Annotated in this window: 13 protein-coding genes; 10 read left to right on the top strand and 3 right to left on the bottom strand. The window is 66.0% G+C overall.

All coding sequences use genetic code 11. From position 1 onward, the window contains the following. Positions 1-85: 85 nt before the first annotated feature. Positions 86-691, bottom strand: a complete 606-nt coding sequence (locus HPY83_12320) for a superoxide dismutase (protein NPV08729.1) — start codon at positions 689-691, stop codon at positions 86-88. An 851-nt stretch (positions 692-1,542) separates the two neighbouring features. On the opposite strand from HPY83_12320, the gene HPY83_12315 reads away from it, so the two are divergent. The 5 genes from HPY83_12315 (at position 1,543) to HPY83_12295 (ending at position 7,282) form a co-directional block, all read left to right on the top strand. Beyond that, positions 1,543-2,757: a Gfo/Idh/MocA family oxidoreductase gene (locus tag HPY83_12315; protein NPV08728.1), complete on the top strand. Its 1,215-nt coding sequence runs from the start codon at positions 1,543-1,545 to the stop codon at positions 2,755-2,757. Positions 2,758-2,941: 184 nt separating this feature from the next. Then, positions 2,942-4,321 (top strand): aspartate aminotransferase family protein, encoded by a 1,380-nt coding sequence (locus tag HPY83_12310; GenBank protein NPV08727.1) that lies wholly within the window; start codon positions 2,942-2,944, stop codon positions 4,319-4,321. A gap of 757 nt (positions 4,322-5,078) precedes the next feature. Beyond that, a complete protein-coding gene (locus tag HPY83_12305) occupies positions 5,079-5,294 on the top strand; it encodes a cold shock domain-containing protein (protein NPV08726.1) in 216 nt (71 codons plus the stop codon). A 243-nt stretch (positions 5,295-5,537) separates the two neighbouring features. Next, positions 5,538-6,371 (top strand): AAC(3) family N-acetyltransferase, encoded by an 834-nt coding sequence (locus HPY83_12300; protein ID NPV08725.1) that lies wholly within the window; start codon positions 5,538-5,540, stop codon positions 6,369-6,371. Then, positions 6,368-7,282 (top strand): amidohydrolase family protein, encoded by a 915-nt coding sequence (locus HPY83_12295; GenBank protein ID NPV08724.1) that lies wholly within the window; start codon positions 6,368-6,370, stop codon positions 7,280-7,282. Before HPY83_12300 ends, HPY83_12295 begins: the two co-directional genes overlap by 4 nt. Positions 7,283-7,366: 84 nt before the next feature. Here the strand turns inward: HPY83_12295 and HPY83_12290 are convergent, their stop codons facing one another. Both HPY83_12290 and HPY83_12285 read right to left on the bottom strand, forming a co-directional pair. Beyond that, positions 7,367-8,377, bottom strand: coding sequence for a Gfo/Idh/MocA family oxidoreductase (locus tag HPY83_12290; GenBank protein ID NPV08723.1), 1,011 nt, complete (start codon positions 8,375-8,377; stop codon positions 7,367-7,369). Positions 8,378-8,535: 158 nt separating this feature from the next. Then, positions 8,536-9,285 (bottom strand): 3-oxoacyl-ACP reductase FabG, encoded by a 750-nt coding sequence (locus tag HPY83_12285; GenBank protein ID NPV08722.1) that lies wholly within the window; start codon positions 9,283-9,285, stop codon positions 8,536-8,538. A 374-nt stretch (positions 9,286-9,659) separates the two neighbouring features. Between HPY83_12285 and HPY83_12280 the strand changes: the two genes are divergently transcribed. The 5 genes from HPY83_12280 (at position 9,660) to HPY83_12260 (ending at position 15,662) form a co-directional block, all read left to right on the top strand. Further along, positions 9,660-10,367, top strand: coding sequence for a molybdopterin-dependent oxidoreductase (locus HPY83_12280; protein NPV08721.1), 708 nt, complete (start codon positions 9,660-9,662; stop codon positions 10,365-10,367). Between the two features lie 178 nt (positions 10,368-10,545). Continuing rightward, complete coding sequence (locus HPY83_12275; GenBank protein NPV08720.1) at positions 10,546-11,601, top strand: acetylxylan esterase; 1,056 nt, start codon at positions 10,546-10,548, stop codon at positions 11,599-11,601. Between the two features lie 214 nt (positions 11,602-11,815). Further along, positions 11,816-13,981: a hypothetical protein gene (locus HPY83_12270; GenBank protein NPV08719.1), complete on the top strand. Its 2,166-nt coding sequence runs from the start codon at positions 11,816-11,818 to the stop codon at positions 13,979-13,981. After that, positions 13,978-14,757 (top strand): MBL fold metallo-hydrolase, encoded by a 780-nt coding sequence (locus HPY83_12265; GenBank protein ID NPV08718.1) that lies wholly within the window; start codon positions 13,978-13,980, stop codon positions 14,755-14,757. Before HPY83_12270 ends, HPY83_12265 begins: the two co-directional genes overlap by 4 nt. Next, positions 14,754-15,662 carry an amidohydrolase gene (locus tag HPY83_12260; GenBank protein NPV08717.1) on the top strand — a complete coding sequence of 303 codons (909 nt, stop codon included), beginning with the start codon at positions 14,754-14,756 and terminating at the stop codon, positions 15,660-15,662. The genes HPY83_12265 and HPY83_12260 overlap by 4 nt, the downstream gene beginning before the upstream one ends. Positions 15,663-15,731 lie beyond the last annotated feature (69 nt).

The following is a 15,731-nucleotide window of genomic DNA, read 5'->3' as shown; positions in this document are numbered from 1 at the left end:
CGCGTCTCCCCTTCTCCCCGTCTCCGCGTCTCCCCGTCTCCCCGTCTCCCCGTCTCCGCGTCTCCCCCTCTCCCCCTCCCGCGCTTCAGCAGCCGGCCACGCGGCAGTAACGCTCCCCCACCGCGTCCCAGTTCACGATATCCCACAGCGCCTTCACGAAATCGGCGCGGGCGTTCCTGTACTTGAGATAGTAGGCGTGCTCCCAGGCATCGAACACCAGCAGCGGCTGGGCACCCCACTGGGTCAGGTTCTGATGCTTCTCCGCCTGCAAGACGACCAGCTTACCGTCCATGGGCCGGTAGGCGAGGATACCCCAGCCGCTGGCCTCCACCTCTATGGTGGCGGCGGTCAGCTGAGCCTTGAAAGCATCGAAGCTGCCAAAGTCGCGCTCAATCGCTTCCGCTAGGTGCCCGGAGGGCTGACCCTTGGCCTGATCCTTCGGGGTCAGGTTCTCCCAGAACAGCGTGTGCAGAATGTGGCCCGAGCCGTGGAAGGCGGCGTTCTTCTCCCAGTACTTGATGAGCGAGTAATCACCGGACTGGCGGGCCTTGGCCAACTCCTCTTCCGCCTTGTTCAGGCCGGAGACGTACGCCTGGTGATGCTTGTCGTGATGCAGACGAAGAGTCTCCTCGTCAATCACTGGCTCCAGGGCATTGTAGTCATAGGGCAGGGGCGGCAATTCGTGCGGCATCTCACTAACCTCCAAGGAATGTGCTGACCCTGGCGCGGTGGGCGTCCGCCGCATCCGCGCCAGCTAACCGCCAAAGTCTAGACGCCCAACGCAGACGTGTAAAGCCCAGTCCCACCTCGGTTAGCGGTTTCTCACAGTCGAGCCAGCGTTGGGCGAGCTGCCATCTGGCGCGGGCCAGGAACCACTGCCAGCCAGCAGGCAGGGAACAGAAGCGATGCAGCGCCCGATAGCGCCCAGCCTGGCTCCGGCAGTCATCTGTGGTGGCCCGCCGCAGCACTTCGACCACGCCCTAGCCGTAGGGGCGAACCTTGTGTTCGCCCGCAGTATTCTCCGCTAGTCATCTCTGGTGGCTTGCCACAAGACTCTGGCAACGCCCTAGCCGTAGGGGCGAACCTCGTGTTCGTCCGCAGTATTCGCCGATAGTCATCTCCGGTGGCCTGCCCCAGGACTTTGAGAAAGCCCTAGACCTAGGTTGCATCGTCTAGTCGCCTGCTGGGCCAGGCCACCTAGATGCCCAGGCAGGATGCGATGGTCCGCAACTGAGGCAGGACGCCGCGATGGCCCCACGCCACATTCAGCCAGGGGCGTGGAGATCCGAACAACGTAGGCATCCCGAGGCCGCAGACGTGCCCCCTAGGGCGTGCACTTGCCAGCCCTCACCCGCAGCCGTATACTCGGCTCACCCGACCTAAAGAGGCGCGGCTCTACGGGCGAGTCTCTGCCTCCAGACGACGTGGTTTCGCGTGCAACGGGGCGACCCTGAGTCGCCCCGCTTTGTCATTAATGAACTGGTGTACGGAAGTGGGGCCGGGCGACCGGCCCTCTCGGACACGCATCGAGGAGGAACGACGATGGGCCAGACGGACGCGAAGCTCAATGTGCTCCTGATAGGCGGGGGCATGATCTCCGAGGAAGTGGTGCTTCCCACCGTCTTTCAGGAGCAACGAGAGGGCAGAGTGGCGAACGTGCTCGTCGCCAGTCGGCGGGCGGCCACCATCCAACACCTTCGTCAGGTCTTCGCTGGCCGCACCTTCAGCGGCTATCCTGACCCGGACACCGCGCCTCTGGAGGAAAGCCGCCCAGAGGCTTTCCGAGAGGCCTTGTCTCAGCTCCAGCAGCCGGCCGCCGTCATCGTGGCCACTCCCGATCACCTTCACACGCCCATGATCGTGGCGGCCATCGAGGCCGGCTTCGACGTGGTGGTAGAGAAGCCCCTGTGCCTCAAGGTGGACGAAGCCTGGCAGATCCAGGAACTAGCTTACCAGAAGGGTGCCTACGTCTACACCGACTACCACAAGCGCCACGACCGGGCCGTGCGGGCCCTTCGCTACCGCTACCGCCAGGGCTGGTTGGGCGAGATGCTCCATGGGCACGCCTGGATCGAGGAGCGCCGGGAGATCCCGCTAGATCACTTCCGCCTCTGGGCCCACAACAGCTCTCCCTTCGAGTACGTGGGAGTGCACTACGTGGACGTCTATTACTTCGTCACCGGGCTCAAGCCCAAGAGGCTGGTTGCCTTCGGCCAGAAGAAATTCCTCCCCCAGCACGGCAGCGATGCATTCGATGCCGTGCAGGCCACCATCGAGTGGGAAGATGGCTCCGTCCTTTGGGTGCAGACAGCCTGGGTCAACACCCAGAAGAACAGCGCCCTTACCAACCAGGGCCTGCAGGTGCTGGGGACCGAGGGCGAGTACTGGGCCGACCACAAGGACCGTAACCTTCACTTTGCCACCGAGCGGGGCGGCTACGAGGACTATAACCCCAACTTCTTCAAGGCCTACGACTCCTGGGACCACCCGGGAGATGTGGACTGGGTTGGCTATGGCTACGAGAGCATCGTCCAAGGGCTCAACGACATCCGCCGCCTGTACCTGGCCTCCGAGGGTCTGCAAGGCGAGGAGAGGCTGGCCCGCAGACGCCAGCTGATTGCCGCGCTGGCGGAAAGCCGGCCACTCCCAGAGCAAGCCCTCATCGGCACAGCCGTCAATGAGGCCGTCCGCCTCAGCATAGCCAACGGCAGCGCCTATGTGGGCTTCGACGACCGCCTCTACCCAGTGCTACTATAGAGGGCAATTCACCGCCAGGATTGCGGAGACCGCAGAGAACAGATGAAAACGAACGGGGGGCGGCTGTTGCGCCCAGGGCACGAGAGCAGCACCAGCGTATCGTGGGGACAATCCCATTCAGTTGTTCTCTGTGCTCTCTGCGGCCTCTGCGGTGAGATCTACCGTCCCCAAGGAGCGAGAGAGCATGGCAGGTTCGGCCTTCGACCTCACCCCGCGGGAAGTGCCGCGGGTGAACACGCCCTACCGACGCATCGGCACCAAGATCCCTGTTCCCGAGTCCCTCGAGACGCTGGAGACACTGCGACGCTACGAGCCCGTGGCCATGACCGGCCAGCCGCCCATCGTCTGGCATCGGGCCGAAGGCTGCCAGGTCTACGATCCCTACGGCAACATGTGGCTGGACCTCAGCAGCGGCGTACTGGTCACCAACGCCGGTCACGGTGCTCCCGAGATCAGGCAAGCTATCATTGACCAGGCGAACGCCAGCCTCCTCCATAATTACTGTTTCCCCAGCGAGCAGCGGGCCCTTCTGGCCAAGACCCTCGCGGGCCTGGCCCCCGCCGGGCTGGACAAGGTCTTCCTGCTCACCACCGGCTCAGAGGCCATAGAGAACTCCCTCAAATTGGCCCGCACCTGGGGCCGACGGCAGGGCGAGGCCAAAGTCGGCATCGTGAGCTTCGAGCGCGCCTTTCACGGGCGCACTCTGGGCGCCCAGCAGGCCGGTGGCATCCCTTCGCTCAAGGAGTGGATCGTCAACCTGGACCCGGGCTTCTACCAGGTGCCTTTCCCTGACGGCTTCCGCACCGAAGACACTAGCTTCGAGCTGTTTCTGAACACCCTCGAGCGCCAGGGCGCTACCCCAGACAAAGTGGCCGCCGTCATAACCGAGAGCTTCCAGGGTGGTGGAGCCGACTTCGCCCCGGTGGAGTACATGCAGGCTCTGCGTCACTGGTGCGATGAGCACCACATCCTTCTCATCGCCGACGAGGTACAGGCCGGGTTTGGGCGCAGCGGCAAGTTCTGGGCCTTCGAGCACTACGGCATCGTCCCCGATCTAATCGTCTGCGGCAAAGGCATCTCCAGCTCGCTGCCCCTGGCGGCCGTCATCGGCCGTCCCGAGATTCTGGATCAGTACCCCCCGGGGTCCATGACCAGCACCCACACTGGCAACCCGGTGGCCTGCATGGCTGCCATCGCCAACATCAAGCGCTTGCTGGACCTCAAGCTCACCGAGCGAGCCGCCCAACGAGGCGAGACCCTGTTCCGGCACCTGGAGGCGCTGCAAGCGAAGTTCGACCGCGTCATCGGGGTCATCCACGGCAAGGGACTGGTGGCCGGCATCCAGATCGTCAGGCCAGGCACCAAAGACCCCGACACCGACCTGGCCCACAAGATCGTGGAGAAGTCGTACCAGAAGGGCCTGCTGTTCTTCGCCCCTGTGGGCTACGGCGCGGCCACGGTGAAGATCGCCCCGCCGCTGGTGATCTCGAACGACATGCTGGACGACGCCTTCGTGGCTTTGAACGAGGCCTTTGCCGAAGCAATCGACGAACTGGGACGATAGCGCCTGGCGGCTCGCCGCCCCGCTTCTCAGCCCCCTGGCCGCAACCTGGGCTCCGGCGTCGGGCCGCCCAAGGGGAGATCTCCATCTAGGAGCAAGACACGAACCAGCACCCAGGGCCACGCCATGCCGCCCAGACCTCCCTCGAGGGGTCCGCGTCCCCAGACGCGGAGCCACCCCGAGCCGCGGTGCACCTCACCTCGGGACCCAGGGCTGTAGAGCCACGCCATCCCGCCCAGGCCTCACTCGAGGAGTCCGCGTCCGCAGACGCGGAGCCACCCCGAGCCGGGGTGCATCTCACCTCGGGACCCAGGGCTGTAGAGCCACGTCGTCCCGCCCAAACCTCCCTCGAGGAGTCCGCGTCCCCAGACGCGGCACCTCCCCGAGCCGCGGTGCACCTCACCTCGGGACCCAGGGCTGTAGAGCCACGTCGTCCCGCCCAGACCTCACTCGAGGAGTCCGCGTCCCCAGACGCGGAGCCATCCCGAGCGGAGGTGCACCTCACCTCGGGACCGAGGGCTGTAGGGTCTTGCGCACCGCTCCTGCGGCCATCCGCGTCGCACACCCACCCTCGTGGCAACATACACCGAAAGCGCCGTTCTTTCCCTATGGACGATGATGTGTTACTATAACTGGGCTCTGCCGCCAACGAGGGCAGAGCCTATCAGACAGTTGTCCACTGCACGACCAGCGATCTTCCGGACTGACATCCGAAAGGCCAGGAAAGTACAGGGGCACAGCTCAAAGGGAGGCCATAAGGATGGCAGATCGAGTCAAGGGTACAGTCAAGTGGTTCAATCGGGACAAGGGCTACGGCTTCATCACCCGCGAGGATGGGGAGAAGGACGTCTTCGTCCATTACTCCGCTATCCAGGGCCAGGGCATTAGGAACCTGGACGAGGGTGATTCGGTAGAGTTCGACGTAGAATCCTCGCCCAAGGGCCCGCAGGCGGCGCGCGTCAGCATAGTCCGCTAAAGGCCTGTTCCAGGTCGAGCACCCACCCCCGGTTCGCGATGAGCCGGGGGTTTCCCTTTGTCCCCGTTCCCGAAGCCAGCGCCGAGATGGCGTTGAGGCCGTGGCGGTTCCCCCCGATCGCCGGAGCACGGCGCCCGGGCACGGCATTGGGCCTGGGGGACTGGACCATCTCGTCCTACCAATCGGCCTCGATGAGTGGTAGTATCGCCGCCAGCAGCGTCCTGTTCCGCAGGAGAGGGGCTGGTGCAACCTGAGCCAGGAGATCCCGCTGTTGAGGTTCGGCGCGGGGACGTGATCCGCGCTCTACGAGCCGTGGGAGTGAGCCCGGGGGATACCGTGTTCTTTCACAGCTCCCTCCGCAGCATGGGAACCGTGATCGGCGGCCCGGATACCGTGGTCGCTGGCTTCCTCGATGCGGTCGCTCCCGGCGGGACCGTGGCCGTCCCTACCCTCTCCCAGCGCGACGGGGACCGGCGGTTCGAGACGTGGGACATCCGCCGCTCGCCCTCGGATGTGGGCCTGATCACCGAAACCCTCCGCCTTCGGCCCGACGCCGTCCGCAGCGACCACCCCACCCACTCCGTAGCCGCTATCGGGGCTAGAGCCGTCGAGCTCACCCGCGACCACGCCCGGACCCGCGGACGCCCGAGTCCGTGGGGAGAGGCTGCCTTCGCCTCCGGGAGCCCCTGGGACAAGCTCTACCTTTGGGATGCCCTGATCCTGTTCATTGGGGTGGACTTCAGAGTCAACACCATGATGCACTACGTCCAGAGCCTCGTCGTGGAGCGGGCGGTGCGCCCACTGCCCGAGGGCAAGCGGGCGAGCCTCCTCGCTCAGGTGCAGGGCTGGCGCAAGCCGGGCGTCTGGCCCTACTACAAGGACGCCCTGATGGAGCCGCTGCGGCGAGAGGCCGGCCTGATCGCCTACGGCAAGTTGGGCTCGGCTACCCTGAGGTGCATCCATGCCCGTCCTGTGGTGGATCACGCCCTGTCCGTGCTCGAGGCTCGTCCTGAGGAGTGGTTCGACTCGGCATTCCTGGGCTGGTATGCAGCGGCCCTGGGAGGTGGACCGGAATGAGATGGCTGGACACCCACGTTCACGTCAGTGATACCGCCCCAGACGGCAGCTCCAGGGGAGACATTCTCCCCGACCTGCTGGCCGTTCTGGACCGCGACGAGGCCGACCTCCGCTTTGTCGTCAGTTGCGACTCACCCGCAGTGGGACGGATGCGCACCGATGCGGACTGGCTGGAGCGGGGCAACCGCTTCCTGCACGACCTGTGCACCCGCTCTGGTGGTCGCCTCTACGGCGCCTGCCTGGTGAGCCCCCAGTTCCCCGAGGAATCGCAGCGGGTCCTCCGGCTGGCGGCCGAGGAGTGGGGGTTCGTCCAGTACGGCGAGGTGCTGGTGGACGTGGTCGAGGCCGGTCTGACCCGGCCCGAGGTGATGACCTCCGTCGAACAGGCCACCGGCTACGGCCTGCCCATCCACGTCCACGTCTCCACCAACTACGAGACCGGCATAGGTCACATGGCCCAGCTCCTCGCCCTGGCCCAGGCCCTTCCCCACGCCCGCTACCTGGTGGCCCACGCCATCGGCGGCCGCATGTCCGACTACTACATCGACCAGTTGGCTCCCCGTCTGGCCCGAGGAGAGAACTTCTGGGTAGAGATCCGCGATTTCAACAACATCGCTGCCCTCTCCCGGGCGCTGCGGGAGATCGGATCGGAGCGGCTAGTGGCCGGCACCGACTGGACCAACCGAGTGGGGCCACCATACTTGCCCTACGGCGTGCTCTTCGACGTGCCGGACAACACCTCTCCCATGGGCAGGCGGCAGATCCGCTCGGTGGAGGACGTGCCCTACACGCCCAGCGTGGCGGCGCTGGTGGGCTTCCTAGAGGAAGCAGGAGCTACCGCTGCCCAGATTGAGCGGATCGGCTGGCGCAACGCCGCCGAGCTGTACGGGCTCGACTGGGAGAAGGCATAGGCGACCGGGGTCGGCACAGCTGGGGGGTACCCTCGGGCACAGGTTCGTGCTCCCGCCCGGGCCGACCCTACGGGTGGCAAGGCGCTACCCCACCCGGCACGAGCGGCCTGTTGCCGCCGCCTCCTCCATGGCCAGAAGCACCCGCAGACAGGCCAGGCCGTCGGCGAGGTCTGGAGTTGGGTGCACACGGTCCAGGATGCAGTCCACGAAGTAGCAGGTCGAGTCGGTCCACCAGTGGCTCATGTGGCCGCGGTGATCCAGGTAGCCGTAAGTGTAGTTAAGGGTGCGGCTTCTGCCGGTGTGCAGCCACATGTCGTGCGGGTGCATCTGCACCTCGAGCAGCCCTCGCACGCCCAGGAGGCGCAGCCGGAAGTCAATGTCTGGACCGTAGGCCTCGGGAAAGGCCCAGCTCGATCCCAGGAAGGCGTGGCCGCCGTTGCTCAGCTCCGCCACGAAGAGCGCCGTGTCGCTGGTGGGCAGACCTCGTGCGGCCAACAGCTTCCGCGTCTCGTAGCCCCTCACCTCCACTATCTCCAGGCCGGTTACGTAACGAAGCGTGTCCACGCAGTGGCTGAGCAAGAACCAAACAGGCGAGGTCTCCGCGGCCCAGGAAAGCGTGTTCGTCTTGCCGATGCGCTCGTTGAGCTCGACATAGGCATCGGCGATCTCCCCGATCGCACCCTCCTCGAGGACCGCCCGGCGAGCTGCCTGGACGCGGTCGCGCCGACGGTTGCCGAAGTTCACCATGACCTCTCGGCCGGTTCGACTGGCCGCTTCCTCGATGGCCAGTGCATCCTCCATGGTGGTGGCCAGAGGCTTCTCGCAGAGCACGTGCTTACCCGCCTCCAGACAGGCCACAGCCGGAGCCCGGTGGAAGCGGTCCGGCGTGGCCACGGCCACGGCGTCTAGCTGCTCTTCTGCCAGCATGGCTCGATAGTCAGTGTGTGCAGCCGCTCCCCACTGCTCCGCCAGCGCCTGGGCCCTGGCCCGGTCCATGTCGCATACGGCCACCAGCCGTGAGCGCTCGTACTCGGCGAAGGTGCGGGCGTACCACCGGCCCATGGTCCCGGCGCCGATCAGTCCCATACGTAACACAGGTGTCCTCCTCAGCGGGCAGCCCATCGTGAATCGCCAGGCCCTGCTATGCGAAGGCGACAGGAAGCAGCCCCCTGTTGCCCCCCCAGTGCGTCAGCGCCGCCTTCTCTCCTCAAGTGTCGTTCGTCAGGCCCCCGTCGGATGCGGAGGCCTTCGCTTCAGTCGTCGATGGTCACGCTCTCGTTGACCGGTATGGGCTCAGGGCCAACGGCGACCCGCACCACCGCCCCATGGATGGTGCGGGCGTCATCCGAGGCCAGAAACAGGGCCAGCCGGGCGACCTCGATGGGCTGGGGCAAGAGGGCCGGGTCCTCGAGAGGATACCGGCGGGCCCGCAGGACCGTGGCTACCGGGCCCGGGGCGATGGTATTCACCGAGATGCCATAGGGGCCCACCTCCTGGGCCACCGAGTCGGCGAAGCCGATGACAGCATGCTTGGCCGCGCTGTACGCGGATCGGCGTACCGAACCGCGGAGAGCCGACATGGAGGCGACGTTGATGATGCGGCCGCTGCGGCGGGCGATCATCATCGGCAGGACGGCCTGAGTGCAGAGGAATACCCCCTTGATGTTGACGTCGAAAGTCAGGTCCCAGTCTTCCTCAGTTATGTCGAGCACGAGCTTGTGCCGCGTCACCCCCGCGTTGTTGACCAACACGTCTATTTGGCCGAAGTGGTCCTGCGTCACCTGGGCCAGGCGGACCGTGTCCTCCTTCTTGGTCACGTCAGTTGGCACGGCCAGGGCTTCAGCGCCCCCCTGTCTCAGATCGGCAGCAGCTGCCTCCAGGTCGTCTCTGCTGCGCGCCGCCAGCACCACCTTGGCGCCCTCCTGAGCGAAGAGCCTGGCAGTTGCCAGGCCAATGCCCCGGCTGGCCCCAGTCACTATGGCCACCCGCCCTTCCAGCTTCATGAAACCTCCCTGATGCCACGTGGGGGCAGAGTGCGAACGCACACCACCATCGGCTGCCCCCGGGGTTGTGTGGAAACCATCATAGCATGTCACGGCAGGTACCCGTCCAGGCGTCAACCCCCCATCCGCTGGGAGCTTGCCCCCGAGCACCCGGCTCGTGCCCTCGACCAGACGCGGCCGTCCTCGTCCCAGCTCTTGCGCCAGACTGAGTCTGATGCAGCCGCATCCCCTCCCCAGGCACAGGTCACACGCTCGCGTCCGCCGCCCGACATATCTCACCGCTTCGGTGTATAATTGAGGCTATCGTGACCGCTGCGCCGCTGGTCGTCCGAGAGCGGTCGGTGGCTTCGCATATCACAGAAAGGTGAGATGGTGTGAGACTCAAGAGCGCATGGTACTTCGCGATCCTGACCCTGGCTGTCGCCGCCGTGGTGGCCTGCGCCGCGGTTGCGCCTGAGGTCGCCAGCCAAGCCTCGCTGCCGACATTGACCCCCACCGCCGTGTCGGAACCGGTCCCAGTTCCCGACCTGCCCGCGTGCGACCTGGAACCGATCGCGGTGCCCACCCTGCCGGCCGAGATCCCCGGCTACACTGAGCTGGACCCGGCCACCGGGCTCCACGTAACGGGCAAGGTGCAGGTGGTGGACCTGGAGTCCTACCGTCTGGAGGTGACAGGGCTGGTGGACAACCCGTTGAGCCTCAGCTACGATCAGCTTCGCTGCCTGCCCAAGGTGGAGGCGGGGCCGGAGCTGGTCTGCCCCGGCTTCTTCGTGGACGAGGCCAGTTGGGGCGGCGTGCCCATCCTGGAGGTGTTGGCCCTGGCCAGCGTGCAGCATTCCGCCTCCACTCTCCGGCTGGTGAGCGCCGATGGCTACTACGCCTACGTGACCCTGGCCGATGTGGAGGAGAAGGGAGGCTTCCTGGCCTACGAGTGGGAGCGCCAGCCACTGCCGGTGCTGCACGGCTTCCCGGTGCGGGCGGTGTTTCCCAACCAGGTAGGGGGCAAGTGGGTGAAGTGGCTGGTGCGCATCGACGTGCTGGCCGAGCGCCCGAGCTCGGGCGATGTTCCCCTGGGGATGTAGCCCTGCTTCGGCCAGCAGAAAGGCACCCGCACGGGCAGGAGGAACGTAGACGCGCACGACTACCGCTGAAGAAGGCCCCGCCTGGCGACAACACCCAACTCAGCCGTGCTTGGCGCCGCCGAGGAAGCCTCCGCTTCGGCATTCCCCCGGCGAGCGATCGCCCGGCTAGGAGACTTACATGACCGACATGGTGACCCGCCTAAGCGCCCCGCCCTATACCGACCTGGGCCCCGACCAGGGCCTCGAGCCCCTCTTCGGCCCCGAGGAGACACCGTCGCTGGCGTTATGGGAAAGGCGACGCCGAGACCTCCGAGCCCGTTGGGAGGCAGTGCTCGGCTCGCATTCCTACCCGCCGTTCGATACCACCCCGGAAACGATAGACCGATTCGACCTGCCCCGCTGCCGGGCCACCCTCTACCGGCAGCCCAACAGCCCCGAGACGCGCCAGCAGGTGCTCATCATGGAGCCCGAGAGCGCCGGGCCGTCGCCGCTGCCGGGCGCCGTGGTTCCCTTCTACGATCCGGACCGGATGGCGGGCTACGACCTGAAGACCCGCCAGCCCCTGCCCGACCGGCGCACCACTCAGTTCGGACGGCACCTGGTCGAGCACGGATTCATCGTGGCCTGCGTGGAGGCTTTCCCCTACAACACCGTCCCCGATCCGCGGTCCGACGCCTCTTTCGCCTGGTGGCACGCCGGGGCGGCCAAGGTACTGGGCGAGAACCCTAACTGGACGGGCATGGGGAAGCTGGTCCACGACACCCGCCTGGCCACCGACCTGCTCCTGGCCCAGCCCAAGGTGGACCCCGAGCGCGTGCTCATCATCGGGCACTCCCTGGGCGGCAAGATGGCCACGTACAACGGCTGCCTGGATGAGCGTATCAAGGCCACCATCGCCTCGGATCTCGGCATCGGCTACAGCTTCACCAACTGGCAGGATCCCTGGTACCTGGGACGGAAGCTGGCCCAGGGAATGGGCGGCCTGGCCCACCACCACCTGTTGGCCTTGCACGCCCCCCGCCCCTACCTGCTGATCGCAGGCCAGTATGATGGGCCGGCCAGCTGGCAGTACCTCAACGCCGCCAGGGCAGCGTACGCCGTCTACGGCAAGGACAGGAATATCGGCTGCTTCGACCACGGCACGGGCCACCAGCCCACTGAGGAAGCCATGGTGGCAGCGTACCAGTGGCTGTGCCAGCAGTTCGGCCTGCCCACGGAGCCGTGGACGATCTGAGAAGAGGGAGGCTCACGCAAAGACGCAAAGGCGCAGAGAAGAGAAGGCAACCGACGAGCGGGTGCGACCGGCGGCGCGGGAGCGAACCAGAGTGACGATGTGCATGTTTATCAAGCCGACCATGCTTTGACCGCTATGCCTCTTCCTGTTCTTCCTTTGCGCCTTCGCGTCTTTGCCTGAGAATCCCCCTGTGACACCCCCAAGGAGAGGCTCTATGTCCGGCAATTGGTGGCAGAGACCGGTGCGCATGCTCCGGGTGGACAACGCCCCCGACTTCGACTCCCTCAAACACGCCGACCTCGAGGCCATGGCCCGCAGCCGGCGTGACGACTGGCGCATCAACTGCGAGTGGGTCGTGGGCTCCTTTGGCTGGCAAGGCCGCGGTTACCTTACCAGCTTCCAGAGCCCCAAGTTCGAAACCTGGCCTCGCTTCGGCGACTTCGACTACCTGCGCTCCTACGTGCCCCACGCCCACAGGTATGGCATCCGCGTGCTCTCCTACCTCAACATGCACTGGTTCGCCTACGAGTTCGCCGATCAGCACCCGGGCTGGGAGCAGATCACTTCCACCGGCGAGGCTTACGGCCGCCTGCACCCCCTCTACGGCAACGGCACCACCTTCTGCGTCAACTCCCCTTGGCGCGACTGGGCCTTCACCATGATCCGGGAGGCCATGAAGACCGGCATTGACGGCGTCTTCCTGGACGGGCCCGTGATCTACCCCGACTCCTGCTACTGCCAGTCGTGCCAGACATTGTTCCGCCAACTGCACGGCGCCGACATCCCCCACGAGGACTGGAGAGATCCCCTCTGGCGCGAGTTCATCGAGTTCCGCGAGGACTCCATGGCCCGCTTCCTGGCCGACGCCCGTCAGGCAGTGAAGAACGTCAACGCCGACGGCGTCATCTTCCTCAACGGAGGCAACTGGCCGCCCAGCTCCTGGCGGGTGGCCCGGGACATACAGAAGCTGGGGCCCTACGAGGACTTCAACGGCGCCGAGGCTTTCTTCCACCACGGCCGGCGCCAAAACGACTACGAGTATATGATGGCGGCCAAGTACCTGAGCGCGGGCGGCAAGCCGGCCGTCGTCTTCATGCACTACATGAACGGCTCCTGGCACTACCGCCTCATCGACCCCAAGGAGGTGCAACTGGGCATCGCCCAGACGGTAGCCGGCGGCGCCAACCCCTGGCTGGCCCTAATCCGCTCCGCCCTGCAGTCGCAGCCAGAAGGCAATCAACCGCCACGGGAGCTGTTCGCCTTCCTGGATGACCACGAGCAGTACTACACCGACCTCGAGAGTGCCGCTCAGGTCGCTGTCCTCTTCTCCAGCCGCACCGGCCGCCACTACCTCTCAGTCCACGACAACCTCTACCGCGCCTCGGGGTCCGCCCGCGAGGAGAACCTGGTGGTGGACATCGAGCAGCGCTCGGTCGAGGAGCTGTCGGCTCGAAAGCGGCAGTGCGAGACCATGCTCACCGCCGCCTGCGAGGGCTACTTCCACCTCCTCGCCCGCTCCCACGTCCCCTTCGATGTTATCCTGGACCAGGACCTCGTTTCCGGAAAGCTCGACCGATACAAGGTGCTCATCCTGCCCGACGCCGCCTGCCTCACATGCGACGCGGTGGCCGCCATCCGCCGCTTCGTCGAGCGGGGCGGATCCTTGCTGAGCTCCTTCGAGGCCGGCATGTACGACGGTGCTGGCAGCCCCAGCGACAGCATGCTCGACCTGCTGGGCATCGAGGCCGTCGAGGGAGCCTTCCCCGTGGCCCGGGTGGACAACTACAGCGAGGCCGTGCGCGACCACTGGGGCTTCCACCGAGGAGCCCTGATCGAGCGCGGCCCCTACGCCCTCCAGGTCCGGCCGCGGGAAGGCACCGAGACCCCAGCAGTGCTCCACCAAGCCGTGGACCGGCCATACGTGGCCCTCAAGGGGCCCTCGCCCCATCCGGCGGTGCTGCTGAGCCGCCACGGGCAGGGCAAGGTGGTGTACTTCGCCGAGGCCGTGGGCGCTTTCTTCAGCGAGACCTACATGTCCACCACGGAGCAGCGCTTCCAGGCCGCCTTGGCCCACCTGCTGGGCGACAGCTACATCCAACTGGACGCGCCCCGCTCGGTGACCATGAACGTCTTTCGTCAGCCACAGCACCAGCGGCTGCTCATCCACCTCGTCAACAACGGCCACGACGCCCGGCCGGTCAGCGAGTTCCTGCCCGCTCACGATCTGGTCCTTCGGCTTAAAGAGGTAGGCGGTCCGGTGGAGGTGTACTCACTGCGGGAGAAGGAAACCCTGACCGCGGCGCGAAAGGGCAGCGGCATCGAGGTCCGGCTGCCCCGGCTGACGCTGTATGAGGTCATCGTGGTGGAGGCAGCGAAGTGAACAAGGCCGACGTCGCCGCTGGTCCCGCATACGAGGTAGACCTGTACCGCCACGGCACCTGCCGCATCCTGGGACGGTACGCCTACCACAGCGTCATGAAGGACCGGGACCACCGTTACGACATCTACCTGGCAGTGATCACTGGCAATGGCATCTCAGCCCTGATAGACACCGGCATGGCGAGCATGCCGGAGATGAACCGGGGCGCCGGCTTCCTCATGAGCGAACTGATCACCCAGGAGCCCGGCCAGGACGCCATCGGCATCCTGCGGCAGGCGGGCCTGGCGCCCGAGGACGTTGACTACGTCCTCCTCACTCACTTCCACTACGACCACTGCTCCAACCTCCCCCTCTTCACCCGGGCCAAGGTGACCGTGCCCGCCCGGGCCTGGGAGGCTTGGCGCTGCGACCAACCCCAGCGGCGCTACCTGCCTGAGGGCCTGTTCCAGTACCTCATCAGACTGGAGTCTCAGGGTCGTCTGGTGGTGCTGGACGAGGGCTTGGTGGTGCCGGGGATAGGGGTGAAGTGGGTGGGCGGGCACACCATCTGCTCCACTTTCATCTACGTCAATACCGCCCAGGGCGTGGCCCTCTTCACCGGCGACGCCGTGCAGCTCTACGGCAACGTCGAGCACGACGACATCATTCACATCCACGAGGACGAGGAGCAGTGCCGCCGTGCCCTGCAGATCGCCCGAGAGGATGGCGACATACTCATGCCCGGCCACGACCCGCTCGTGTTCGAGAGGTACCCTGGAGGGATCAGAAGCACATGATCATTGACGTACACACGCACCTGACGGCCAGGACGCTGCACATCCAACTGCTGCGCCCCGAGGAAGTCCCCTTTCCCACCCTCGCCTACGGGTCCATGGACCTGGTCAACTCACTGGTGAACCTGGAGTACATGGACCAGGTGGGGATAGACCAGAGCGTGCTGTTGCCCCTACCGGTGCCTCCTGGGGTGCTGGTGCCCCCAACGATGACGCTGGAATCGGTGCTACAGGTAGCCTCGGCTCACCCCGACCGCTTCATTCCCTTCGGCACCTTCGACCCCCGCCGGCCTGGTCCCTCCTACGCCAGGCAGGTAGAGGCCCTGGTAGACATGGGTTGCCGCGGCTTCGGGGAGTGGAAGCCCAACCCGCCCGAAGACTCACTGCGGGTGGACGACCCTCGCGCGCAGGAGATATACGGGCTCTGCGGCGAGGCCAGGCTTCCCGTGCTGCTGCACATGGACCAGCATCTGAACCGGGACATGGATGGCTTCGAGCAAGTGGTGGCCGCCTTCCCCGGCACTATCTTCATTGCCCACGGACCGACCTGGTGGGCTGAGATATCTTCGCACGTGCCCCAGGGCACGTCCTATCCCACTGGACCCATCGAGGGACCGGGCCGTGTAGATCGGATGCTGGAGCGCTACCCCAACCTCTATGCCGACATCTCCGCCGGCTCCGGCCTGCGCGCCCTCAGCCGAGACCCCGACTTCGCCCGGGGCTTCTTCCGGCGGCATTGGGACCGCCTCATGTTGGGCACCGACTACCCAGGGCGCAACGGAGCCACCGGCCAGGCCTTCGGCATGGACCGGACGCACCTGGACCTGGTGCGGGCGCAAGGTTTGACCAGGGAGCAGGAAGAGGCCGTACTGGGTGGGAACCTGCTGCGAGTGCTGCGTCCCGCGTGACCAGGCTTCTGAGGCGACCCGCACGGGCCTAGCTCCATCGCTTCCGCCTCGAACGTGACCAACGGAGGG

The organism is Anaerolineae bacterium, assembly GCA_013178015.1.
GTDB lineage: Bacteria > Chloroflexota > Anaerolineae > DRVO01 > DRVO01 > Ch71.
This window is presented reverse-complemented; position numbering and strand designations above follow the sequence as displayed.

Bases quoted from the DNA above. Each gene is read 5' to 3' on its own strand.
- HPY83_12320 (NPV08729.1), bottom strand. From the start codon at position 691: ATGCCGCACGAATTGCCGCCCCTGCCCTATGACTACAATGCCCTGGAG.
- HPY83_12315 (NPV08728.1), top strand. From the start codon at position 1,543: ATGGGCCAGACGGACGCGAAGCTCAATGTGCTCCTGATAGGCGGGGGC.
- HPY83_12310 (NPV08727.1), top strand. From the start codon at position 2,942: ATGGCAGGTTCGGCCTTCGACCTCACCCCGCGGGAAGTGCCGCGGGTG.
- HPY83_12305 (NPV08726.1), top strand. From the start codon at position 5,079: ATGGCAGATCGAGTCAAGGGTACAGTCAAGTGGTTCAATCGGGACAAG.
- HPY83_12295 (NPV08724.1), top strand. From the start codon at position 6,368: ATGAGATGGCTGGACACCCACGTTCACGTCAGTGATACCGCCCCAGAC.
- HPY83_12285 (NPV08722.1), bottom strand. From the start codon at position 9,285: ATGAAGCTGGAAGGGCGGGTGGCCATAGTGACTGGGGCCAGCCGGGGC.
- HPY83_12275 (NPV08720.1), top strand. From the start codon at position 10,546: ATGACCGACATGGTGACCCGCCTAAGCGCCCCGCCCTATACCGACCTG.
- HPY83_12270 (NPV08719.1), top strand. From the start codon at position 11,816: ATGTCCGGCAATTGGTGGCAGAGACCGGTGCGCATGCTCCGGGTGGAC.
- HPY83_12260 (NPV08717.1), top strand. From the start codon at position 14,754: ATGATCATTGACGTACACACGCACCTGACGGCCAGGACGCTGCACATC.